Here is a 22,524-nt window from a genome sequence, read left to right on the forward strand (position 1 = left end):
TACGTATATAGTGTCGTTATTTCCAGGAGCTTTCGAACGCGGTCTGGAGCCAGCCAAAGCTTGATACGTTGCTCTCGTTCTGATTCGTGACCACAGCTACCTGTACGTTGGCGGCTGTGCAGTTGAAGTCAGCCAGCAACGTAGCGACTCCGCCCGAATTACCGTTAGAAACCCAAGTGTTGCCGCCATTTTTGAAATAATAGTCTCCGTATTTGCCCGTACTAAAATTGTCGAAGCCGAGTGGCCGATTTTTGTAGCCGGTTCGAATCTGGGTCATATTCGTGGACGATACAATCTTGTTTTGCCGGGCTGCCGATACAACCTGAGCCAGTTCGAAGGCACTGATGATAAACCCGCCCGAACCCAGGTGCAGAATGTCATTATAGGCGCTGTTTACTCCCACGGAGGCCGACGAGTTAGTACTGTAATACATGGGTGGATTTGCGTTGGATGGATCGGTAGCGCCCAGAAATTCCCAGCCGGTTAAACCCGCCGGTTTGAAGACGTCTACGCGAACGAAGTTTAGAAAAACAGTGGCTAGCTCTGTGTCCAGATTCGTTTGATTGGCTTCTTTGCCTTTTAGGGTTTGTGGGCTTAGCTTCAATACCTCTTTCCAGTAAACATACGGCAGCAGGAGCCGACAGAGGGCAAAATTCATGTTGTTGTACTGACGCGTGTCGTATAAGGCACTATTGTCGGCCTCGACCGACTGCTGCATCTTGGCCAGCGTAATGTTTATGTCGTTTACCCCCCCAACCAGTCCTGAATGGTGAGAAAGCAACTGTCGAAACTTAATCTGGCGAACACCGGCTGAGGGAGTCATGTAGGTTGGCAGGTAGGGCCAGATCGGACTGTCGAGGCTTACATTGGCGCGTTCCAGCATCCGAACCATAGCCAGCGTTGTGATGTACTTCGAGCAGCTGGCTATTTTCTGCCGTACCCAAGGGGCATGAGCAAACTCAGGTGCATTCACGGCTTTGCGAGCCAGACCGCTTTTCCCCTCAGCCGATACCACCCGTTTGCCGTCGACAAAGATGCTGAACGCATAACCCGTAAGATTCTGCGAATTCATAAAGGATTCGATTTTGCTTTTCAGTTTCAGGGCGTCAAAGCCGTGGGCGCTGATGTCGCCAATGTCACCAACGCGGGCACCGCTGGCGGCATCGAGTGGCTGTACCTGGTTTTCGAGTTTGTCGCAGCCAGCCAGCGTCAGCAGGCCGGCAGTGAGGACTAATGCAGTCAGGAAATTAACGGAGCGTTTCATGTTGTTTGTGTCTGTAATGCGGGTAAGTCCGCAGTTAAAAAGTTGATATTGTGTCGTTTTGAACAATGCAAAGGTGGACGATTGGGTAGGGGTGTTTCCATACCAACTTGTTTGTATTTATTGGAGAAATAAGTTTCTTTTGACCGATGTCTGTCTGGTTGGCCTCTCTAACAAGCTGACGAATAAGAGCGTAAGCGCGTTGCCGGATAGGCTGGCAACCTTAACCTATCCCGCCGAATGAGATACGTCTGGTTTCTGTGGCTGTTTCTCGGAATAGCCCGTGCGGGTTGGTCGCAGTCCGACCAACAGCCCTTGCTGGTCGGGGCCTCTACGTTGCCGTCTGGCGAGTTGCCGCTCAGGAATGCCTTGTATCGCCTGGAAGATTCGACGGGAAAGCTTACCATTCGAGAGGTAATTCATCGGCGCGGACAAAGCCAGTTTACGCCTTCCGTTAGCCCTACGTTTCGGCAGGATTTCGGCTACAATACCTCGGTTCAGTGGCTGTATTTTGAATTGGAATCGGTTCAGCAGGCCGATCTGATGCTCGAAATTGAGTACGCCAACATCGATCAGGTTGAGTTATTCGAAGTTCGCAACCAACGAGTGCGATCAGTGGCGCTGACGGGCGATCGGTTTCGCTTTAGCAGGCGGCCGTACGTAAACAATAACTACGTGTTTCCCCTGCGCATACCGGCAGGCGGCAAGGCCGGATACTACCTGCGATTCGACCGGCCCAACGCCATTCTCTCGTTCTTCATCCGGCTCTGGCCCCGCAATGTATTTTCGCACATCGACCGCGACGAGTATTTTATCTGGGGCATCTACATCGGCGTCATCTGCATTGTACTGGTTGTTACGCTGGTCATGCTGCTCGCCACCCGCGACCGCATTTACTTATGGTACGCGTTGTATCTGCATTTTATGACCATGCATCTGTTTTCCGATGCCGGGCTGGGGTTTCAGTACCTCTGGCCTGATACGCCACAAATCAATGCGTACAGTCCTGTCTATCTTTACGTTTGGGCGGCTATGGTGGCACAGATCACCTTTATGCAGTTTTTTATTCACCAGACCGCCAAAAATAGCCGTGTTTTTCGCTGGATAAATCTCTTCAAATTTGTAGTCATTGGCACCTTACTACTGGTTGTTGGTATTCAGGCTATTGAGCTTGATGGACGCGAAACGTACCTATACAACCTGATTTCGTCGGCTACCCGCTATTTCGTAATCATACTACTGCTGCTGACGGCCATCAGTCTGTATGAATCGGTACGGCGGAGTGCTCAACAACAGGGGGATAAAATAATCCGGTACTATGTGTATGCGCTTATTATTCAGTTCACGGGATTTTTAATCGTGGCGTTTATTAACTTTTGCCAAAACCAGGGGTGGGCGCTGCCATTCGATATTGAAACGTACGTGATTATGGGCATAACGGTGTTTCTGGACATCGTCTTTTTCTCATACGGATTAGCTTATCGCTACAATTCTTTCCGGCAGACCAATCGAGCGCTCGAACTAAACCTGCTCGAAGCCCGGCAGGAGTCGCAACGGCGCGTGATCGACGTCCTGGAAGACGAACGACGTCGGCTGGCGCAGGACCTCCACGACGATGTTGGTGCTACGTTAGCGACGGCTAAAGGCTACCTGTCGATGCTTAGCCGCGACTCAGCATCGACTCCTTTGCTTCATTCGCAGGCTTTGCTCGACCACGCGGCCCACGAACTACGGACCCTCTCGCATCAGTTGATGCCTCGTCATTTTGAGCAGATCGGGCTGGCAAAAGCGATTGAACAAACCATCCGGAACGTAGCGGGTGACCATACGCAGGTTGAGTTTGTTAGTGTAGGGGAGATAAAACGGCTGGATGCCCAATCCGAAATGCTGGTGTTTAGTATGGCTACTGACCTGCTTCGTCGGGTTCAACAGCGTCCGGATGCGACCGAAGCGACCGTGCAACTGATTTATCATCCCGACCGGCTGAACCTGACCGTTGAGGACAATGGCCTGAATACCAACGATGAGGATACAGCTACTAGCTGGCGCAGTATCCACACGAAAGCAGAGTATCTGAACGCCGATCTGCTGATCGACGCCAATGAGCAGGGCCATTCGGTTATGGTTAGTATTCCCCTTTCCACTCCCTGATATGGTTCGCAATCTGATCGGATTATTTGCGGTTGTGGTCCTGTCTATTTCAGGTCTTGCCTGGTACCATGCCCAGTCCGTCAAGTCGATAAACGCCCAGCCGCTCTCCCTGTTTCACTGGGAAGATACCACCGCGCGGGCCACCATTCGGCAGGTGATGCAGGTACGTGATTTCAAGCCTGTCCGGCTGCGTCGGCAGAGTTTCGGTTATACCGAGTCCATGCACTGGTTCCGGTTTCGCGTATCGGCTGATGATAAACCTCGGGAGCTTACGCTCGACGTCCGCAATCACACAATCAACCGCCTGGACGTACTAGCCGTACAAAACGGCCGACTGATTTCCGTGACCAGAACCGGCGATTGGCTACCGTTTGTACAGCGGCCCATTCTCACCAAAAGCCTGGCGTTCCCGATTTATCTCGACGCCCACCAAACCATCGAGTATTACGTCCGGATTGACAAGCGATTCGAAAACCTGGCTACTGAAATTACGCTCTGGCGCACCAGCGATTTTGAAGACAAAGAACAGCGGGCGTATTTTCTGTGGGGCATTTTTGTGGGCGTAGTGGTGCTGGTGGTGCTGCTCAATTTCATTTACTGGGGCACAACCAGCGATCGAGTGTATTTATGGTATGCGCTCTACGTACTCGGCCTTACGTTGCGGCAGGCGGCTGACACAGGACTTGGCTTTCAATACCTGTGGCCTGCTCTTCCGGCTCTGAACGCGCCCGATCCGGTTATTCAGGCGCTATGGCTCTACATCCCGGCTATGCTACAGTTTCAGCAGTATTTTCTGAATCTACGCCAGGAAAGCAAACCCCTTTTCCGGGCTACGCAGGTCATGAAATACGTCTTCTGGGCAGGCTCCTTGATCATTATCGTACTGCAAGTGCTGGCTATTCCGCAGCAGTACCCCGAAACGGTCGTTACCATCACACGTATTCATGCTATGTTAGCGAATATAATGGCGGTTTTATTCGTATGGACTGCCATCGTGGGCCTGCGTTCAGGTGATGAATTAAGGCAATTATATGGAGCTGGAATTGCCCTGCAAACGGCCTGTCAGCTGATTAACATTATCCAGAGTACGATGCGGTATCTGGCCAACAGCACCTACTTCATTGATCCGTATCTGATCCTAACGGTAATCTTTTTCATTGATCTGGTAGTCTTTGCTTATCTGTTGGCGTATCGCTATCGTCAATCGCTTCGTGAGCAGCAACAACTGACAATCAACCTGGCCCAGGCACGCCAGGAAACTAACCAGCGGATTATCGAGGTGCTCGACGCTGAGCGGCAGCAGATTCACAGCCTGTTACGTTCAAATATAGGTCGGCAACTTCAGGAAGCCGAACAGACGTTAGCAGCCGTTGCTCCGTCGCCGAAACTGGTTGAGTCCGTACGATTAATCCAGAAAGTTGACACCGATTTAAACCAGATCATACAGAATAGTCTGCCGGTTGTTGTTGCCGAAAAGGGTTTGGCAGCTTCGCTTTTTGAGCTGATTCAACACCTGAACCGAACGCAGCCAGTGTCCTTTACATTTACGCAAACCGGCGACGTACCCTTCTTGTCGATTGGTCAGGAAGTTCAACTGTACCGGATTGGTACCGAGCTGATTACCAACGTCATCAAACACGCAAACGCAACCCAGGCCAACGTAGTAGTCAGTGCCGACAGCGAGAGCGTTTCGTTGACGGTCAGCGATAACGGAAAGGGGTTCGATACGGCTGTGGCCGAAGCGACGGGTGGCATTGGTGTGCGAAATCTGTACGCCCGCGCCCGCGAACTACAGGCTGAGGTAACGGTCAACTCTGGTATTGACGGCACAGTCGTAACCATTTTATTCCCTCAAAAAATACAAACAAGTTAGTATGTTTTAGGGCGCAGCCCTGGTCTACATTTGTTTAAAGCCCGCTGCCATTGAAAAGGATAGGTTACATATTGCTGTTGCTGACGCTGAGCACTACCTGGTCGCAGGCCCATAAAACGTATTGGGTTGAAGCGGGTAAGCACCTGGCGCTGGACGGCTTTGTTGCCCATTACGAAGATACATTGGCTAAACTCACCATTCGCCAGATCGTCGAACTGGAAAAACGGCGGGCTTTCAACGACCTTTCGACCAGCGTACTGAACCGGGGATATACGGCATCGCACCACTGGCTGCATTTCCGCCTGGCGTCTAAAGCGTCACGTACTGTTTTCGTTGAACTAGACAATCCGCGAATCAACGATTTCTGGTTTTATCAGGTGGTTAACAACCGGCTGGTGAAGCAGGTGATTACGGGCGATGCGCTGCCGTTCAATTCAAGAGGCTTCCCCAGCAACAACTGGATCTTTCCGGTGGCCCTGGATGAGAAAACGCCCACCGACATTTACGTAATGGTTGCCAAGCGGTACGAGGTACTGGGCGTGCGGGCTAGTCTGTGGCAGGCCGACGTCTTTGAGCAGGCCGACCGAAAAAGCTATCTGTTTTGGGGGATCTTGACCGGGCTGAGTGTACTGATTTTCCTGATCAACGTCGTGGCCTATGCGGCTACCCGGGAGACTGTCTACTTCTGGTTCGTGGGGCTGATTGTGGCGATTGCCTTTCATATATCGGCTCAATCCGGATTAGGGTTTCAGTACCTGTGGCCCAATTCGCCGGGTTTCAACCGGCTCGATCCGGCACTACTGTCGGGCTGGCTGATCATGCTGGCTCAGTTGCAGTTCATGCAGCATTTTATCGGCCAGCGGGCAGCGCATAGCCGGGCGTTCTGGGCGGTGCAGACGTTCAAATACAGTATGCTGACGATCCTGGCGCTCAACATCCTTTTGCGGGTGCTGGATGTGTTTCCGCACAACCATTTCCAATGGACCTACAACACGACGCTGGTGTTTATGATCATCAGCATCGTGCTGGCGTTCTGGTCCATCTTTGAGCGGATTGGCCGACGCGAAAATGTAGTCATCTTCTACACTGTTACGCTGGTGCTTCAGCTTATCGGTTACCTGCTTGTTTTCTTCATCAATCTGGCCTTTACCCGTGGGCAGGAGCCTTTGTTCCAGGTTGATAGCTACGTAGTGGTCGTTATTAATTTTCTATTCGATCTACTGGTTCTGTCGTCGGGCGTGCTCTACTTCTGGTTTCAGAAGTACAAGCTGCAAAACGAACAACTGCTGACAGCTCTCCACCAAAGCGAACAGGAACAGTCGCGGAAGATCATCGACGCCCTCGAAATCGAGCGAAATCGAATTTCCGAAGATTTATACGACGACGTAGGGGCGATGCTGTCAACGGCTATTGGGTATCTGTCGAGTGCGCTTCGCAAGCCTGAAATCAGCGAACGCTTTCCCGTATTGGCCGAAGCCCGCAAGCTGTTAGACCGGGCCGTCGAGAACCTGCGCACGGTTTCGCACAACCTGATGCCAAAAAATTTCGCGCAGTTGGGTCTGTCAAAATCACTGGCCGAAACTATTGATAAAGTGGCTGATACTAGCCCCATCCAATTCGAATACATGGTAGTCGGTACGGAACGTCGGCTCAACGCATCGACGGAAGTACAGGTGTTCCGGATCGCGTCCGAACTGATCAACGATATACTCAAAAACTCCACCGCTACGCAGGCAACGGTGCAACTGATTTTTAATCACGATCACCTGAGCTTCATCACCGAAGACGATGGTCCGCGAATGCCGGATTACAATAACCTGAGCTCTAAAGTAGATTTTATCCAGGGAAAGCTTGACGTGGATGCCAGCCCACACGGCGTAACGGCGATCGTCGAGATTCCATACCAATAATGAACTCAATGGAAACACAAACCCGAATCTTAATTGCTGACGATCATCAGCTGTTCAACGACGGTATGAAAATGATGCTGTCCACCGAACCGAGCCTGGCGGTAGTAGGGCAGGTGTTTAGCGGAAAAGATGTGCTGGAGGCCGTCAATCGGCTGATGCCCAACGTAGTGCTGCTGGATATCAACATGCCGTACATCAACGGGCTGGACGTAGCGACTCAACTGCTACGCGTCGCCCCGACCGTTAAAATCATCGTGCTGACGATGTATAACGATCGGAAGTTCGTGGACGATTGCAAAAAGATGGGTGTGCAGGGTTATATCTTAAAAAATTCGGGTGTCGACGAAGTCATTAACGCCATTGAGACCGTCAGTGCCAACAAGACGTACTACGACCCGAAACTGACTCAGGCGCACAAAGTGAATATGCACGCCGACGATTCGTTTATGAAGCAATTTCAACTCACGAAACGCGAACTTGAAATCATCGGTCTGGTAGGGCAAAGTTTCACCAACGAAGAAATTGCCGAAAAACTGTTCCTAAGCGTAGCGACGGTCAAGACACACCGCAACAACATAAACCTGAAACTAGGTATCAACAAACCCGCCGACTTGGTCAAATTTGCCCTGGAGCATGGACTAGCCTGACTAGCTGCTCCTGTAGAATCGATGCATGGCGTACAGAGTATCGCCTATTCCGACTAACGAATCATTTGTAAAGCCACTTGAGCAGCGATTTGTTAAAGCGATCGGGTTCCTCGAACTGGGGCGTATGGGCGCTCTTGCTAAATACGTGTACGGTCAGGTTTTGGAATTGAGGCCGAACATCATTCCACAAAAAAGGTAAGCCCGTTAGGTAATCATACTTGCCCAGCGCCAGAAATACCGGCTTGTCGAACGTATCAAGTCCTTTCGTTATGTCAATATCCCGAAACACTACGCCCCAGACGTAATCCAAGATCTGCATATTGGTATACACACCTTCCCATAACGTAGTGGCGTCGAACGTATAGTCGTACCAACTCAGCGGACCGGCGCAAACGCACATGTGAATAAAGCGCCGGTCGGGTTGGGCCATGATCCGGGCGGGCAACAGGGCCATGCTTTTTTCAAGAGCCGATTTTCGGGCTGGCGTTGCGTGCTGATCGAAGAAGGCCTGCCTTGCCTGGGTGGTAGCCTCACTGTAGTCAGGGCTGGCACCGATCATAACCACCTGTGATACGTGTTGCGGATAGGCTTTGGCATATTCGAGCGCCAGAAACGCATGCCCCGAATGACCAATGACTACACAGCGAGTTACGTTCAGGGCGGCCCGCATGGCGTCAATGTCCTCCAATAATACACCTATCTCATAATCATCGGTGGTCAACTCGGCAGATGGCGGTCGAACAAAACCCCGATGATCAATAAATATCAATTGCAGGTGCTCCCGAATCTCGTTCAGAAAGGTTCTCGGGTAATAAGTGGCACTACCAATTACCAGCGCCGGGATACCCTTACCTTCAATGCTATATCCTAGATTGAACCCCTGAATGTCGATTACTCCGCTACTAGTCATTACGTTATTCGTCTGTTCGTTGTTCACGAACGCTGGCAAACTGGGGCTGTATCCATAGTACCGATACGGATAACGCAGGCAGCCATCGAAGCCTTATTAAAGCTAAGGTAGCCCGAATCTGCTACGTAGTGAATTTAATCGCTATCAATCCGCTAATTGGATCGATGAGTTGAGCCAAAGTGTGCATGAATTGAAGACTGTTTACGCCAGTTCAACGGCGATTTAGCTTTAGATTGGGTTATTTACCCCGCCAGAAAACGCTTCCGCTTTGGGTGATGTAAACAGTTTCGAGCCCTTTGAATAAGCTGCCCGTTTCCATACGAGCCAGCCCATTCCGAAAAATTGAGGTCAGACCGGTATAGGTTGTTGGAATTACTTCCCGGCCCTGTCGATCAATAAAGCCCCAGCTGCGACTTTGGTCATTTTGTACGGCGCATAGCCCCTGCGCGAAAACACCCGCAGATCGATACTTGGGAAGCTCCGCAATGGGTTTGCCGGTCGCATCGATCAGTCGCCACTGCCAGCGCGTGCGGTCAGCTGATAACGACGCTACGGTCGCTAACCCCTCGCGAAACGCATGGGCGTCTTCGTACTGAGTTGGTTCAATGACCCATTTGCCTTCGCGGTTTATGAAGCCCATCTTTCCTGTTTCCGTCGAGGTTACTAAAGCGCGGTCATCGCGAAACGGCTCGACAAACGAGAAGTCCGGCGGAAATGCAAACTTACCCGTATGATCGATGTAGCCAGACGGGCCGTTGTCGTAGGTGGTATACACAGCCGCCAACCCATCTTTGAACGTCGATACATAACAGGATCGTTTAAACTGCGGTTTAATGACCATAGTCCCCTGTTTGTCGATAAACCCGTTTTTGCCCTGTTGTTTCACGCAGGCCAGGCCCTCCGAAAAATAACCCGCGTCTTCGTATTGCAGCGCAATGACTAGCTTCCCGTGCTTATCGATAAAGCCCCATTTGTCATTTTTCTGCACAGCGGCCAACCCTTCGCTATAATCCAGAATGCGGTCGTAGGGCTGATCGGTGATCGTTTTGCCGGTTACGTCGATAACCGTATAACGTTGATTATGATCAGGGTCGTCAGCCAGCGTCTGCACAATGGCGCGGTCTTCCTGAAAGTCGCTGGCCATAAAATAGGCTGGCGTAATAACGATTTGCTTCCGCCCATTCATGTAACCCCATTTACCGTTGACCGGAATCGGGAATAAGGCATTCGCTGGAATAGCCTGCTGCTCCTGAGTGGTGAGTGGGGCTGAGGTCAGGTCAGTGCGTTGGCGTACCAGTTGCCATACGTACTGAACGGCCCAGAGCGAGCCCAACACGGCGATAACGTAGACGATTTTCATTCGTTGTTGTTTCTGTATTGCTTGTGAATCAGGTACAAAGAAATATGGCGCCCTGCTTTCCTGTCCGTCTGAGCGCCTGCGTTTTGTGTAAACGGCAAACGAGTTCGTGATCGATCTGTGTTTGTCGTGCTGGACCACGGGGCATTGATAGGCGAAAGACAGTAAACCAAATGCGGTTAATCCTTTACCCAGGAAAGTTTTGTTGGTGAATACGTATGAAATCAGTGTCTCGTCGTACGTTTTTAGTGTCGTCGGCTGCGTTAACGGGTAACCTGCTGACGCTACGTTACGCAGCATTCGGCTTTACCCAGAAAGCGTTACGGCTGGGCGGTCCCATTTTCCTGAAAAGCGACGACCCCGAGGAGCAGGCCCGCGAGCATCGACGGCTGCGCTACAGTGCGGCTTATGTACCCAAAGTTGAGTTGATCGATACGGCCCGCATTGCTGCCATTCGCAAAGCGTTTGCCGCCCAGAATATTGTCATTGCCGAAGTTGGGGCCTGGGCGAACATGCTGGATCAGGATGTCGAAAAGCGCCGGAAGAACCTCGACTACGTTACCGAACGATTGGCCTTAGCCGAGGCAGTTGGCGCGCTTACTTGTGTGAACATCGGTGGGTCGTATAACCCCGTTCGGTGGGATGGCCCCGACGCCCGTAATCTGAGCCGGGAGTATTTCGACGCAACGGTTGAAAACTGCCGGAAGGTGATTGATGCGGTGAAGCCGAAGCAGGCAAAGTTTGCGCTGGAGATGATGGGCTGGAGCCTGCCAGATGGGGCCGATTCGTACCTTAAGTTCATAAAGGCGATCGACCGCCCAGCTTTTGCCGCTCACATCGACATCGCCAATATCATCAACAGCCCCGATCGATACTATAACAATACGGCGCTGATCAACGATACGTTCCGTAAACTGGGTCGCTGGATCGTGTCCGCCCATGCCAAAGACATATACGGGAAAGATGGCCACTTTGCCGAAACTATGCCCGGTCGGGGCGGTCTGGATTACGGTACGTATCTACGGAATGTGTCAGCCCTACCTCAGGATGTCCCTTTACTGCTCGAGCATCTACGCACGCCGGAAGAATACGACGAAGCGCGCCAGTTTGTGATAAATAAAGCTGCTGAAGCTAAGATCGAACTGGCCTAAAGCAGAACCACGTCAACTTGTTGATAAGCCCGATTTTGAACCGGCACAGGCGATCATCAGTTCATTAAGCGAACACCAACCGCCAGACGGCTCGATTTCGCATGATCACCATAAAACGCATCCATCAAGCTGAATATGCGCCCATCAGCGATCTGATTACGTACCGGGCCATTCCGACTCGTTCGATTGACTACCTCGATCCATTTTTGTTCCTGAACCACCATGGGCCACAGGTTTACAAGCCGCAGAACCGGGGCCTGCCTTTCGGACCGCACCCGCACCGGGGTATGGAAACCGTTACGTTCATACTCGAGGGCGACATTGCGCACAAAGACAGCAGCGGGCACGATAGCGTAATCACGGCGGGAGGTGTGCAGTGGATGACCGCCGGGCGGGGTCTGATTCACGCTGAAGTGTCGTCGGATGCATTCAAAGAAACAGGTGGCCCCCTCGAAATTCTTCAGCTATGGCTCAATCTACCAGCGCGGCTTAAAATGACCGAGCCGTTTTATAAAGGCTTACAGCGGGATGACATTCCAAGCCTAACTTTAGATAACGGTAACGTAACGGTTAATCTGGTTGCTGGTGATTGGGATGGGCACAAAGCCGCGTTTGATTCCAGCACGAACGTACACCTGAGCACCATTTATTTTAAACCCGGCGGTAGCCTGAACCTCAAGGTTCCTAAAGCACATACCCTCTTCTTTTACGTCATCAAAGGCGTTATTACGGCGAATGGCACTGATGTGGAAGCGCTTTCGCTGGCCGAATTTAATCGGGATGGAGAAGAACTGGCACTGACCGCGGGTGAAGACAGTATTTTGTTATTCGGCCATGCCGAGCCGTTCAATGAACCGGTAGTGTCTCAGGGGCCATTCGTGATGAATACCCAGCAGGAAATTATGGAGGCATACGACGATTACCGGCGTGGTAAATTCGGCACCTGGAATCAGTAAGGATACCTAAGGGCCGACTGTCGATTACCGGGTCGATACGTCCGGATAGGGCGTTTATAGCGCCTTACCCGATCGTGATGGTTTACCATGAATCGCCCGGTACCGGTTTATGCCCACTTCGGATTTTAATCGGTGGACCTGCTTTGATTTTACAGACTCCTGATCGACCTGATGAATTAGAGTTGATAATTGCTCCGTGAGTGAGTTAAGTTGTTGCTGTAATGAAGCAACTTGCTGATGTAGTGACATGATGTATGGTTGATTAAGTACATTAACGATGTTCGGGCGTGCAGCACACCAGCCGTAAGGGAATAGTCGTTAACGCAGTCTTTGAAAGAAAGTGATGTTGGTGCCGATGCGAGGCTTGTGGGCGTATAAGATGATCAGACTAGTTACCGTAACGATCTGTAGAGCCTAGCCAGTTACCGCCCCAAGGGGCCGCCATTCGGGTCAAGCCCTCAAACACACTTGCATTTGCCTGGATAAACCCTTTGGTATACAATCGTAAAAAAGTCCAAATGCTGATGAATGCGGCTTTAGTTTTATTACTATGTTTATAAGATTGTGTAATTTCCATTTTAGATATAATTAGCTAGCTATCAACATTTAATTATTCAAATACTAGTTAGCTTGTACACAGTATATAACTGATTCTCTACCTGTAAAAGTTTGTATTTATAGGTATAGTGCAATAAGTGCCTATTATATATCAGTGGAAAGCCAGATTGTGCAAGCGATTCTTAAGTTAATCTAATTGTTGTTGCGCTTAATTAAGGGAGGTTATGCAACTTTATCAGACTAAAAGCATCTTTTTGTAAATTCGACCTATTCACTTAACGCATTAACCATGTTACGTAAAGCTTTAGCTATACTGCTGCTCACAATTGTCGCTACGTATACGGCGGCATCGGCACAAACAACTGCCTCAACGACTGATTCACTGGCTGCGGTTGTCGGCAAATGGACCGGAACGTTTGACGGTGCTTCATCGGGGAAGTTCGAGCTGGTTCTTAACAAAGACGCTTCCAATAAGCTCGGTGGGCAGATTATTATGCTGGCGGATGACGGCAACAAGTATCCCATTGACCTCAAGACGGCCAACTGGCGGAACGGAAAGTTAAGTGCTTCGTACAGCGATCCGTCGGGCGGAGACGTCAGTTTTTCGGGCACCTTAACCGACCCAACGCTGAAAGGAAGCTGGGAGGCTAACGGCGGACAGGCAACCGGAACCTGGCAGCTTACCCGCGCTCCGAAATAGCTATTTTAGAAGTAATCCACTTCCAGAGCGGTCTGTTTATACAGACCGTTTTGTGTTATAAGCAGGTAATCTTTTTGGCACAAACAACAGATTGGCGGATTGTATGCCACTACGGCTTCTAAGTCAGCCTGACCTGGTTTAGCAAGAGGAGATCATCATTTAAGTGCATCTCGTACGGACCTTTGATAGGACTGCCCGATGGGTAATTCGATTTCGTTTATCTCAACGTGAGTCGTGCTATACGCCCGGATTCGATTCATGGCAATGATAAACGAGCGATGAATTCTTAAAAAATCTGCGTCGGCCAGCCGCTGTTCGAAGTCCTGAAGAGTCTGATACGTAACGATGTCGCCATGAACCGTCTTAATCCGTACGGACTCCTTCATCCCTTCCAGAAAAAGAATATCTTTCAGAAAAACTTTAATCGTTTTCTTGGCAGATTTCACGTAGATGAAGGCATCAGTTGCGCCAATCGACACCGTCTGTGGCTGATACGATCGGGGATTTGCTGGTAAGGCCATCGTTTCAAACTTATCGATAGCCCGCAGGAATCGGTCGAAAGAAATTGGCTTCAGCAGATAATCAATGGCATTAAGGTCATACCCGTCCACGGCATACTCACGGAAGGCGGTCGTGAAAATAACGGGTGGGACGGTTTTCAGGCTTTTGACTAATTCGAGCCCGGTCAACTGGGGCATCTCAATGTCGAGAAATAATAAGTCGACAGTGCCTGTTTTGAGTGCGGTGAATACCTCTATTCCATTCTTACACGTTGCCAGCAAGTGATAGTTGTCCAATTTGGAAAGGTAATTTTCCAGGACTTCGGACGACAGCACTTCATCATCAGCAACGATGCATTTAACCTTCTTCATGGAGTTGTATGGTTAGATTTACGCTGAATGTGTTCTCTTCCTGGCTGATACGTAATTCGTGGCAACCGGGGTACGACAAGGCCAGTCGCTTCTGTACATTCATCAGGCCAATGCCCTGCCGCGACGGAGAGGCACTCGCCCCGGCCCGGCTATTTTCTACGTTAAAATACAATTGACAGCCCACCACTTTAAGCGTAACGGTAACCCAGGCTTTGTTCAATTCGTGACTAAGGCTATGCTTAAACGCATTCTCCACGAAGGGTAACAACACCAGCGGACTAATCCGCTTCCTTTCCACCGCCCCCGAACTTTGAAAAGAATACTCAATCCGGTCGGCAAAGCGCAACTCTTCGAGGGCTATGTAATTCTTAAGTTGGGTTATTTCCTCTTCCAGTACAACCAGCTCTGCGTTGGTGTCGTAAAGCATGTACTGCATCAGTCCCGAGAGCCGCATAACTACGTCCGACGCCCGGTCTGACTTCTTTAAGGTTAGCGCATACAGACTACTCAGCGTATTAAAGAAGAAATGAGGATGGATTTGAGCCCTTAGGTAGGATAACTCTGCTTTGTAGCGCTCAGACTCCGCAATCCGGAGTTGTTTCTCTTTACCATACGAATTCCTCAATACGTTGATCAGCATAGTGAGGGCCATGATTGGATACAGACGGAACGCATTTCTGGCAATACGAATGGGAACAAAGAAATTTTTGGGCTCCATGACGTAATACGAATGCGCATGTTGTTTATCCCAGGGCAACCAAAACTGGTAGCCAATAAATCGGGTCAACAGGGCGTAAACAAGCACCACGGCCAGCAGGCTTAGCCCATACTGCACGTATTTCCGGGAGTACAGATACCGGGGCATCAGCCCGTACAGGTTCAGGTAGACGACACCGATGGTGAGCGGAACATTGGCCCATACCTTATGAATTTGCGAGAAGTCAAAGTAATCATGCTCACCCCAACTGGCGTTCATCGTATCGTAGAGGATATAAAGTATCCAGAATAGTAGGTGAGCACCGATCCGTCTAGGTTTGCTGTTCAACATAGAAAAGCCACGGGACTAAGTAGAGAGAAGATGTTGGTTTGGATGGGTGTATTCGAGTAACAGACAGTATGACAATATGGCTTTGGTAATCAATTGATTGGATTTAGTGGCTATTGGCTCCTTTTGGTAGGCATAAATAGCGGCCACGCATCTAGGTAAAAATAAGCTTTTCTAACCAGCACTTCGGTGTTTGCCCGTGAACAGGTGGTTTTATTCCGTGAATACAAGACCAGGCAGCGTCAATGACTAATAGGGGCTACAACTCGGCTTTGAGGTAGCCCAACGAGCTATTGGCCTGATCGATACTGAACCAGATGGTAATGTTTGCTTGCTTTGCCCGGCATGAAGGAAAAAAGCAAATGCCAGCAGCTACCATGAACTACGTTACTATAGATCAGCAGGCTACAACGTTCCTCTCGATCGGAAGAGGTCTTTTTGCCTTGGGTATTGTCGGTATCGGTCTGATCCATTTCTTTTTTCCTGGGCTCCAGCCTCTTATTGCACCATTGCCTGCCGAGGAAGTATGGCCTGGTTTCGGTTACGCCGTAGGGGCTGTATTGACGGTGGCTGGCGTAGGTATCCTGCTGAATCAGAAACCAAAAACACTCTCATTCTTTTTAGCGATCCTGCTTATCCTTTTTGTTGTTTTCGGACATCTGCCCAACCGACTGGTTCACCACCCCGAAATTCTCGGCTATTGGACAGATACCCTCAAGCTGATGGCACTGGCTGGTGGTGCATTCGCCCTATCCATAACGTCGGGGTTGCCCGAACTGCCCAAGCAGTTGGCCCGTATAGCGCTTTATGGCCGATACGTATACGCACTCATGCTGATTCTATTCGGGATCGATCATTTTATCTACTCCGAGTTAGTTAAGTCGATGGTTCCTGGATGGATACCGGCCCCGCTTTTTTGGACCTACGCAACCGGCCTGGCTCTGATCGGTTCAGGTTTATCGATCGTAACGGGGTTTAGGGCAACGCTGATCATGCTTTTGCTAGCCATCATGCTGCTTTCGTGGTTGGTGTTATTGCACATACCAGACGCCATTAACCACTCAGCAGACAATGCCATTGCTGCGATTAGCTCGTTGGAATGCCTTGCCTTCAGTGGAATAGCGTTACTGCTGGCAGACTTCTACAAGCAACGTGATCAGGTGCCGACTCTATAGTCCTTTAAGTACTGAACGTATGATCGTGACATGAGAAACCTGGTCGCCCATCCGCGCGAATACCAGTGGTAGAGTATCATCCATTGATATAGTCAGGGGATTAGTAATGATCATCATGGCTCTTGACCACGTCAGGGATCTGATGCACGTTTCTTCACTAACGCAAAGCCCAACGGATCTAGCGACCACTACGCCTGCCCTGTTCTTTTCGCGCTGGATAACCTACCTCTGTGCGCCCAGCTTTGTCTTCTTATCGGGGGTATCGGTGTGGCTGTCCGTTCGGAGAAAAGGAAACGAAAAAGCTGTTTTTTTAGCCAAGCGAGGGCTATGGCTCATCCTTCTGGAATTCACTTTGGTAAATTTTGCCCTTTGGTTCGACGTTCAGTTTCGCCTGCTGATGCTACAGGTAATTGCGGCCATTGGCGTAGGGTTTGTCGTTCTGGCGGCCTTACTTCGAATTGCTCCTAGGGCCATTGGCGTCGTGTCAGCCGTCATGTTGGCTACCCACAATCTGCTTTCGTTTGTGCCAGCGTCTGATATTGCGTTTGTGGATGCCGCCAGGAGTTTTCTGTTTATCCCCGGTCCGTTGCAGGGGGCACCCGATTTCACCTTTTTCATTGCCTATCCCCTTGTTCCCTGGATTTCCGTTTTGCTGCTGGGGTATTCGTTGGGTGAGGTGTTCGAAAGAAACAGAGCAGAGCGAAACCGGATTTTGCTGACTGTAGGTGTAGGGTTGCTTATCTCGTTTTTTGGGCTGCGCTTTCTAAACGGATATGGTGACCCGATCCCCTGGCGGGTCGAGAAGAGCACGACGCTAACCCTGTTGTCGTTTGTAAATGTCACAAAGTATCCGCCATCGCTAGACTTTATTTTGTTGTTTCTGGGCATCCTCTTTATCCTGTTAAGGGTTGTCGATAAATGGCATGAAGTCGTTCGGCAGGTACTATCTGTATATGGTAGGGTACCCCTCTTTTATTACCTGCTTCACCTCTACTTAATTCGGGTGTTCGTCTTTGCAATGGTGTATGCCCAGGGGTATCGTTGGAACGATTTGTTGTTTGGCCCCTTTCAGTTCGGTCGCCCGGCAACCGGGTCTGGACTAGGTCTATCGGGTGTCATTCTGGTTTGGCTTGTGCTCGTAGCGATGCTTTATCCGCTTTGCCGATGGTATGGCAATTATAAAAAAGACAACCCTAACGTTTGGTGGCTGCCCTATCTGTGAACGAATACTTGTTCAAAGTATATGCTACAAAAATCCTACGCCCTCTTCTTCATACCCTATTGCTCATAGCTTGACTCTTACGTCAATTAAAAGCGGTTATTACGTCGCTGATCTGTGCCTGTGAATAAAATTACTGTCCCGGAGTGGTATACAGTAGTTGTTTAGGTAGCTTCTGTTGGAGCGGAAGCCAATACGTATGCGCAGATACATCCTGGTTATAGCACTTTTGAGTTTACTTTCTTTTTCGGCCTCGGGGCAGCAAAGTCGGCTGAACGATTACAATCAGATCAGTTGGTTTGTCTATAACGGCGATCACAAAGTGAGTCAGAAATGGGCGATACATACCGAATACCAGTGGCGACGCGTGAACTGGGGCAAATCCTGGCAGCAGTCGCTGGCCCGGCTGAGTGCTGTTTATGCCGTAAATGACCGAATCGCCGTAAGCAGTGGGTATACGTATTTCGTTACGTATCCTTACGGGGACTACCCTACCGCAGATACCGGAGTGCCTTTCCCCGAACATCGCCTGCATGAGGACATTGAGTTATCGGATGCTGTAGGCATTGTGGCGCTGAAACACCGGCTTCGTCTGGAGCAGCGCTGGATCGGCGAGGCTGCCGAAGATGGTTCGCACCGGATCACGGGCTGGGAATATCAGAACCGCATTCGGTATCAGCTAGCAGCTACTTTACCCCTGCAGGGACGTACCCTCGATGATCGCGAGTTCTACCTTTCTTTCTTCGATGAGCTCTTTATTAGTTTTGGTCCAAACGTTGGCTACAATACGTTCAACCAGAACCGGATCTATGGGGCGGTTGGGTATCAGTTTCAAAAGAATTTCAAACTGGAACTCGGTTACCTGTATCAGATTACACAGCATGCCGAAGCCGATCCAATTACAAACAGTCGTGTGTTCGAGATGAACAATGGCTTCCGGCTCAATGTGATGTATGATCTCGATTTTACGAAATAAACAGAGCGAGCCCTCACGAGCTCGCTCTGTTTATTTCGTAAGGATGCGCTGGATTAACGCGCTGGGGTTACTCGCCATAATGTATTGCCCGAATCATCAGCAACCAGCAGTGAGCCGTCGGGCATAACCGTTACACCTACTGGTCGGCCGTAGGCATCGTCGCTGCCTTCTTTCAGAAAACCTGTCAAGAAATCTTCGGGCTTACCCGGTTTGCCATCGGCGAAGGGAACGAACACGACCTTATACCCCGAAAACGCCGAGCGGTTCCAGGAGCCGTGCTGCCCAACGAACGCGCCATTGCGGTACTTTTCAGGAAACGCGTCTTTGTCATAAAAGGCCAGCCCAAGCGAGGCCGTGTGCGCTCCAAGCGGTACGTCGGGTACTAGGGCTTTTTTCACCAGATCAGGGCGTTGCCCTTTAAGCCGGGGATCTTCGTTTTGCCCGTAATAGGAGTAGGGCCAGCCATAGAAAGCACCTTCTTTCACGCTGGTGATGTAGTCGGGTACGAGCTCATCACCCAGTTCGTCGCGTTCGTTAACGGCGGCCCATAGCTTTTTTGTGCCTGGCTGCCAGTCAATACCGACCGGATTACGAAGGCCACTGGCGTAGATGCGTTCGCCCGAGCCGTCGGGATTGATCTCTAAAATGTTAGCGCGTCTGATTTCGTTTTCAGGCCCATGTTCCTGTACGTTACTCCCCGATCCAACCGTTACGTAGATCTTGGAGCCATCTTCATTGGCAAGCAGGTTACGGGTCCAGTGGTTATTGTAGCCACCTGCGGGCAGTTCTTTAATCTTCTCCCCTTTGCCCGTGATTTTCGTCTGCCCGGTCTGATAAGGAAATTTGATTATTCCGTCGGTATTAGCCACGTAAAAGGCGTTACCGATAATGAGCATACCGAAAGGCTGGTTCAGGCCGGTCAGGAACGTTTCGCGCACATCAGGCTTCCCATCTTTATTCGTGTCGCGCAATAGCGTAATGCGGTTTGCACTTTCGTCCATACGCTGCGATTTGGCCTGCCCACTCACCACCGCTTTCACTTTTTTGGTGCCTTTGGGCTCCGTATTTGATTCGGCTACAAGTATATCTCCATTCGGAGCTACGTATGTCCAGCGGGGATTAACGAGGTCGCCTGCGTATTTCGTTACTGTAAAGCCAGCAGGGGCGGTCGGTGTTTTATCCGCAGGCCAGCCAATCACTTTTGTAAAATGAGTCGCGGACTTCGTGGCGTAAGGGGCGGGCAGGTTGAGCGCCGTGTCTGCGGTGGCCACGGTGGCGGCTTCGCCTTCTTCCTTGTTTTCTTTTTTGCCGCAGGCAACCAGGCCGATCGCCAGCGCGCCACCTATAAGAATGTGTCTTGTCTTCATCGTTGAGTAAACATATCCGGTGTATATACCAACCTTTAACCATACGATGAAGGGCATTGTTTGTCCGACCCCGAGCGCGCTTGTTCGGTCGCTGTTCAGGCGAATTTGCTGATAGTGAAAACCCGAACCTCAGGTCCTGATCTTACCGGAGTTGCTCACCTATCTGACGAACAGTCAAATGAGCCTTTCGCTGACGCGAATCGTTTTTAAAGAAACTACGAGAAACATGAATTGGGTAGGCTGGCACCGTCACATCATGATAAAATGACGCATTTTGCCTATCGTGTGTAGTTAATAGGTGAGTAACCTGTCCAGCGTTTGAACGCTCTCGTGAATGCACTGATCTCGTTGTAGCCGAGGATATACGAAATTTCTTTTATAGGGTACTTGCCAGATTCGAGGTAGTGAAGAGCCAGCGATTTTCGAATTGAATCAGCTAACTGCTGATACGTAACGCCTTCTTCCTGAAGCTTGCGTTGCAGGCTGCGCGAACTGGTATTGAAGTTAGCGGCAATGCCGTCCAGGGTGGGAATACCTAAGTACGCGTTGGCGAGCAGAAACGTACAGATACGTTCTTTCATGGATTGACCGGTCTCCAGCGAATTGCTCATAGCACTGGCTTTCTGAAGCAACAGCTGCTGCAACTCGTAATTGGCCGTTAGGATCGGTACGTCCCAATACCGACCGTCAAACAAAAGGGCATACGTATCGCCTTCGTTAACCGACCGGCAACGAAGAACCCGCTCATACTCCTGATAATCGGATGATTTGTAGGGAAGTGTTACGCTAAGCGGGGCCATCTTCTCTAACAACAAGCCATCTAATTCGTGTAAGACAAAGACCGTTGCCAAATCAGCCAGCTGTCGATATAAAAACGGATACGCTTGAGCCCGATCTTCATTCGCAACAAACTGCACAGCGAAGGTTTGACCGGTTTGCGTTACGTCCATGTCGAACAAATCCGTCAGTAAATGGATAAATTCGGCGGCATGCGTTAAAGCTTCGCTAACGGTTCGACTGTTCTGAATAATCTGGCCGACAATGCCTAAAGCCGCCAGTTGTAAGGATTCGCCGAAGTGTAGGCCAAACAAAGGGTCTTTGGTCAGGTGGCTTGCGTTGAGCCAGAGGTCACTTACCTGCTTAGCCGTAAGGGGCGTTTTACCTGCCTTTACTTCGTCCCAATTAACACCTGCAAGTTTGCACAGCCGTTCGGGCGATACGTCTTTTTGAATCGTATAGGCGAGCATGCCCAGGACGAAACGGAGTTGAAATTCTTCCATGACTGAATGTTTCGACTAAAGTAAGCCGAATCTTTCTGTGTCGTTCCTCCGTGGCGTGAAGTGGTAATTCATTGGCGGATTTGGGTAAGACCCAGCACAGGGTCTCAGGGTAGTTTTGCCTTGTAATCAACGCTGATCAACAGCCCAACGAACATGAACGCACAACGTATCACCCACGCAGTTGCAGGCCTTGCCCTGGCCGTATTCAGTCAGTCGATCACCCAGGCTCAGGTACAACTGGCCAGCAAAACAACTAATCAATCAACAACCAATTCTAAAAACGCAAACAGCATGGAAAATCAAGCCGCACAAACCGTCAAGACGTTTTTAACTGCCGTTCAAAAAGGAGATCAGGCCACGTTTGGCGGTTTAGTTCACCCAAATATTCGCTGGAGCCAACCGGGTACCAACCGGTTTTCGGGTGTCAAAAAGTCGAGTGCCGATGTATTCAAGATGGTAGGAGGGATGTTCGAAGCGACCGCGAATACACTCCGCCTGACCGACATCAAGCAATTGACCGTTAATGGCAATCAGGTAGCCTGTCTGATCCGTTGGGAAGCTGCGCAACCTGGTGGAGGAGTACTAAACGTAGACAACATCGATGTCTACACCGTTGAAAACGGCAAAATTGTCGAAGCCACTGTCTACTCAGCAGACGTAGCCCAGGAAGATTATTTCTGGGGTAAGTAACAGAATCAAGTACCCTACAAGGTATTTCAAAAAATACCTTGTAGGAGTGATTTGTTATAGGCTGGCTTTGGTGCTTCGCCGTAGGCGGTGGTAGGTGTAATCGTTTTTTAAGAAGCGCTTGACCATATCGCGGCTCATCAGTTGTGCCAGGGCCAGTTGCAAGTGGGCTTGAATATGGTCGGCATCGTGATAATGAATGGCTACCGCTTTTTTAAGGGCTTGCTGATGGGGTTCATTGGTGAGCGAGAGGACCAGTTTACGGCCTTGTCCTTTCTGGCGCATGAGACCCGCCAGCCCCTGCTGTTCAAAGGCAGTGAGCCAATTACTAACACTCTGTGGGTAGACTTCCAGTGCTTGAGCAATGGCTTTAATAGCCTATGTTATTCCACTACAAGTCCTGACAACTACGGCGAAACTCATGCTTGA

At 50.2% G+C, this 22,524-nt stretch carries 20 protein-coding genes; 11 read left to right on the plus strand and 9 right to left on the minus strand.

Annotated features, from left to right (window positions below):
• Nucleotides 1–16: 16 nt before the first annotated feature.
• A complete protein-coding gene (locus ACYVIY_RS01140; protein WP_460974403.1) occupies nt 17–1,264 on the minus strand; it encodes a serine hydrolase domain-containing protein in 1,248 nt (415 codons plus the stop codon).
• A 237-nt stretch (nt 1,265–1,501) separates the two neighbouring features.
• Here ACYVIY_RS01140 and ACYVIY_RS01145 point away from each other — a divergent pair, with 237 nt between their 5' ends.
• From ACYVIY_RS01145 to ACYVIY_RS01160, 4 genes are read left to right on the plus strand one after another with little or no spacing between them, the layout of a single operon-like run.
• Nucleotides 1,502–3,412, plus strand: coding sequence for a sensor histidine kinase (locus ACYVIY_RS01145; protein ID WP_460974404.1), 1,911 nt, complete (start codon nt 1,502–1,504; stop codon nt 3,410–3,412).
• A 1-nt stretch (nt 3,413) separates the two neighbouring features.
• Nucleotides 3,414–5,285: a sensor histidine kinase gene (locus ACYVIY_RS01150; RefSeq protein ID WP_460974405.1), complete on the plus strand. Its 1,872-nt coding sequence runs from the start codon at nt 3,414–3,416 to the stop codon at nt 5,283–5,285.
• Between the two features lie 50 nt (nt 5,286–5,335).
• Entirely contained in the window at nt 5,336–7,195 is a 1,860-nt protein-coding gene (locus ACYVIY_RS01155) for a sensor histidine kinase (protein WP_460974406.1), read from the plus strand.
• 8 nt (nt 7,196–7,203) lie between these two features.
• On the plus strand, nt 7,204–7,842 hold the full coding sequence (locus ACYVIY_RS01160) for a response regulator (protein WP_460974407.1): 639 nt from the start codon (nt 7,204–7,206) through the stop codon (nt 7,840–7,842).
• Nucleotides 7,843–7,903: 61 nt separating this feature from the next.
• Here the strand turns inward: ACYVIY_RS01160 and ACYVIY_RS01165 are convergent, their stop codons facing one another.
• Together ACYVIY_RS01165 and ACYVIY_RS01170 are read right to left on the minus strand one after the other, a co-directional pair.
• Entirely contained in the window at nt 7,904–8,779 is an 876-nt protein-coding gene (locus ACYVIY_RS01165) for an alpha/beta fold hydrolase (protein WP_460974408.1), read from the minus strand.
• 211 nt (nt 8,780–8,990) lie between these two features.
• On the minus strand, nt 8,991–10,112 hold the full coding sequence (locus ACYVIY_RS01170; RefSeq protein ID WP_460974409.1) for a WG repeat-containing protein: 1,122 nt from the start codon (nt 10,110–10,112) through the stop codon (nt 8,991–8,993).
• Nucleotides 10,113–10,327: 215 nt separating this feature from the next.
• Between ACYVIY_RS01170 and ACYVIY_RS01175 the strand changes: the two genes are divergently transcribed.
• Nucleotides 10,328–11,260: a sugar phosphate isomerase/epimerase family protein gene (locus tag ACYVIY_RS01175; protein WP_460974411.1), complete on the plus strand. Its 933-nt coding sequence runs from the start codon at nt 10,328–10,330 to the stop codon at nt 11,258–11,260.
• A gap of 101 nt (nt 11,261–11,361) precedes the next feature.
• Nucleotides 11,362–12,216, plus strand: a complete 855-nt coding sequence (locus ACYVIY_RS01180; RefSeq protein WP_460974412.1) for a pirin family protein — start codon at nt 11,362–11,364, stop codon at nt 12,214–12,216.
• A gap of 54 nt (nt 12,217–12,270) precedes the next feature.
• Here the strand turns inward: ACYVIY_RS01180 and ACYVIY_RS01185 are convergent, their stop codons facing one another.
• Complete coding sequence (locus ACYVIY_RS01185) at nt 12,271–12,465, minus strand: hypothetical protein (RefSeq protein WP_460974413.1); 195 nt, start codon at nt 12,463–12,465, stop codon at nt 12,271–12,273.
• Between the two features lie 598 nt (nt 12,466–13,063).
• On the opposite strand from ACYVIY_RS01185, the gene ACYVIY_RS01190 reads away from it, so the two are divergent.
• Nucleotides 13,064–13,474 (plus strand): hypothetical protein, encoded by a 411-nt coding sequence (locus tag ACYVIY_RS01190; protein WP_460974414.1) that lies wholly within the window; start codon nt 13,064–13,066, stop codon nt 13,472–13,474.
• A gap of 155 nt (nt 13,475–13,629) precedes the next feature.
• On the opposite strand, the gene ACYVIY_RS01195 is transcribed toward ACYVIY_RS01190, so the two are convergent.
• Together ACYVIY_RS01195 and ACYVIY_RS01200 are read right to left on the minus strand one after the other, a co-directional pair.
• Nucleotides 13,630–14,346 carry a LytR/AlgR family response regulator transcription factor gene (locus tag ACYVIY_RS01195; RefSeq protein WP_460974415.1) on the minus strand — a complete coding sequence of 239 codons (717 nt, stop codon included), beginning with the start codon at nt 14,344–14,346 and terminating at the stop codon, nt 13,630–13,632.
• Nucleotides 14,333–15,322 (minus strand): sensor histidine kinase, encoded by a 990-nt coding sequence (locus tag ACYVIY_RS01200; RefSeq protein ID WP_460974416.1) that lies wholly within the window; start codon nt 15,320–15,322, stop codon nt 14,333–14,335. The genes ACYVIY_RS01195 and ACYVIY_RS01200 overlap by 14 nt, the downstream gene beginning before the upstream one ends.
• A 446-nt stretch (nt 15,323–15,768) precedes the next feature.
• Between ACYVIY_RS01200 and ACYVIY_RS01205 the strand changes: the two genes are divergently transcribed.
• The 3 genes from ACYVIY_RS01205 to ACYVIY_RS01215 all read left to right on the plus strand — a co-directional run bounded on the left by ACYVIY_RS01205 (nt 15,769) and on the right by ACYVIY_RS01215 (nt 18,761).
• On the plus strand, nt 15,769–16,566 hold the full coding sequence (locus tag ACYVIY_RS01205; RefSeq protein WP_460974417.1) for a DoxX family protein: 798 nt from the start codon (nt 15,769–15,771) through the stop codon (nt 16,564–16,566).
• Nucleotides 16,567–16,648: 82 nt separating this feature from the next.
• Nucleotides 16,649–17,788 carry a DUF1624 domain-containing protein gene (locus ACYVIY_RS01210; RefSeq protein ID WP_460975134.1) on the plus strand — a complete coding sequence of 380 codons (1,140 nt, stop codon included), beginning with the start codon at nt 16,649–16,651 and terminating at the stop codon, nt 17,786–17,788.
• A 196-nt stretch (nt 17,789–17,984) separates the two neighbouring features.
• Nucleotides 17,985–18,761, plus strand: coding sequence for a DUF2490 domain-containing protein (locus ACYVIY_RS01215; protein ID WP_460974418.1), 777 nt, complete (start codon nt 17,985–17,987; stop codon nt 18,759–18,761).
• Between the two features lie 53 nt (nt 18,762–18,814).
• On the opposite strand, the gene ACYVIY_RS01220 is transcribed toward ACYVIY_RS01215, so the two are convergent.
• A complete protein-coding gene (locus ACYVIY_RS01220; RefSeq protein ID WP_460974420.1) occupies nt 18,815–20,128 on the minus strand; it encodes a PQQ-dependent sugar dehydrogenase in 1,314 nt (437 codons plus the stop codon).
• A gap of 278 nt (nt 20,129–20,406) precedes the next feature.
• Nucleotides 20,407–21,408, minus strand: a complete 1,002-nt coding sequence (locus ACYVIY_RS01225) for an AraC family transcriptional regulator (RefSeq protein WP_460974421.1) — start codon at nt 21,406–21,408, stop codon at nt 20,407–20,409.
• 153 nt (nt 21,409–21,561) lie between these two features.
• Here ACYVIY_RS01225 and ACYVIY_RS01230 point away from each other — a divergent pair, with 153 nt between their 5' ends.
• Nucleotides 21,562–22,098: a nuclear transport factor 2 family protein gene (locus tag ACYVIY_RS01230; RefSeq protein ID WP_460974422.1), complete on the plus strand. Its 537-nt coding sequence runs from the start codon at nt 21,562–21,564 to the stop codon at nt 22,096–22,098.
• Between the two features lie 54 nt (nt 22,099–22,152).
• On the opposite strand, the gene ACYVIY_RS01235 is transcribed toward ACYVIY_RS01230, so the two are convergent.
• Nucleotides 22,153–22,470 carry a hypothetical protein gene (locus ACYVIY_RS01235; protein WP_460975135.1) on the minus strand — a complete coding sequence of 106 codons (318 nt, stop codon included), beginning with the start codon at nt 22,468–22,470 and terminating at the stop codon, nt 22,153–22,155.
• Nucleotides 22,471–22,524: the final 54 nt, after the last annotated feature.

The organism is Spirosoma knui, assembly GCF_054780635.1.

Coding starts and splice junctions, on each gene's coding strand:
- ACYVIY_RS01140 (WP_460974403.1), bottom strand. CDS start 1,264: ATGAAACGCTCCGTTAATTTCCTGACTGCATTAGTCCTCACTGCCGGC.
- ACYVIY_RS01145 (WP_460974404.1), top strand. CDS start 1,502: ATGAGATACGTCTGGTTTCTGTGGCTGTTTCTCGGAATAGCCCGTGCG.
- ACYVIY_RS01150 (WP_460974405.1), top strand. CDS start 3,414: ATGGTTCGCAATCTGATCGGATTATTTGCGGTTGTGGTCCTGTCTATT.
- ACYVIY_RS01160 (WP_460974407.1), top strand. CDS start 7,204: ATGGAAACACAAACCCGAATCTTAATTGCTGACGATCATCAGCTGTTC.
- ACYVIY_RS01170 (WP_460974409.1), bottom strand. CDS start 10,112: ATGAAAATCGTCTACGTTATCGCCGTGTTGGGCTCGCTCTGGGCCGTT.
- ACYVIY_RS01175 (WP_460974411.1), top strand. CDS start 10,328: ATGAAATCAGTGTCTCGTCGTACGTTTTTAGTGTCGTCGGCTGCGTTA.
- ACYVIY_RS01180 (WP_460974412.1), top strand. CDS start 11,362: ATGATCACCATAAAACGCATCCATCAAGCTGAATATGCGCCCATCAGC.
- ACYVIY_RS01185 (WP_460974413.1), bottom strand. CDS start 12,465: ATGTCACTACATCAGCAAGTTGCTTCATTACAGCAACAACTTAACTCA.
- ACYVIY_RS01190 (WP_460974414.1), top strand. CDS start 13,064: ATGTTACGTAAAGCTTTAGCTATACTGCTGCTCACAATTGTCGCTACG.
- ACYVIY_RS01195 (WP_460974415.1), bottom strand. CDS start 14,346: ATGAAGAAGGTTAAATGCATCGTTGCTGATGATGAAGTGCTGTCGTCC.
- ACYVIY_RS01200 (WP_460974416.1), bottom strand. CDS start 15,322: ATGAACGCCAGTTGGGGTGAGCATGATTACTTTGACTTCTCGCAAATT.
- ACYVIY_RS01205 (WP_460974417.1), top strand. CDS start 15,769: ATGAACTACGTTACTATAGATCAGCAGGCTACAACGTTCCTCTCGATC.
- ACYVIY_RS01215 (WP_460974418.1), top strand. CDS start 17,985: ATGCGCAGATACATCCTGGTTATAGCACTTTTGAGTTTACTTTCTTTT.
- ACYVIY_RS01220 (WP_460974420.1), bottom strand. CDS start 20,128: ATGAAGACAAGACACATTCTTATAGGTGGCGCGCTGGCGATCGGCCTG.
- ACYVIY_RS01225 (WP_460974421.1), bottom strand. CDS start 21,408: ATGGAAGAATTTCAACTCCGTTTCGTCCTGGGCATGCTCGCCTATACG.
- ACYVIY_RS01230 (WP_460974422.1), top strand. CDS start 21,562: ATGAACGCACAACGTATCACCCACGCAGTTGCAGGCCTTGCCCTGGCC.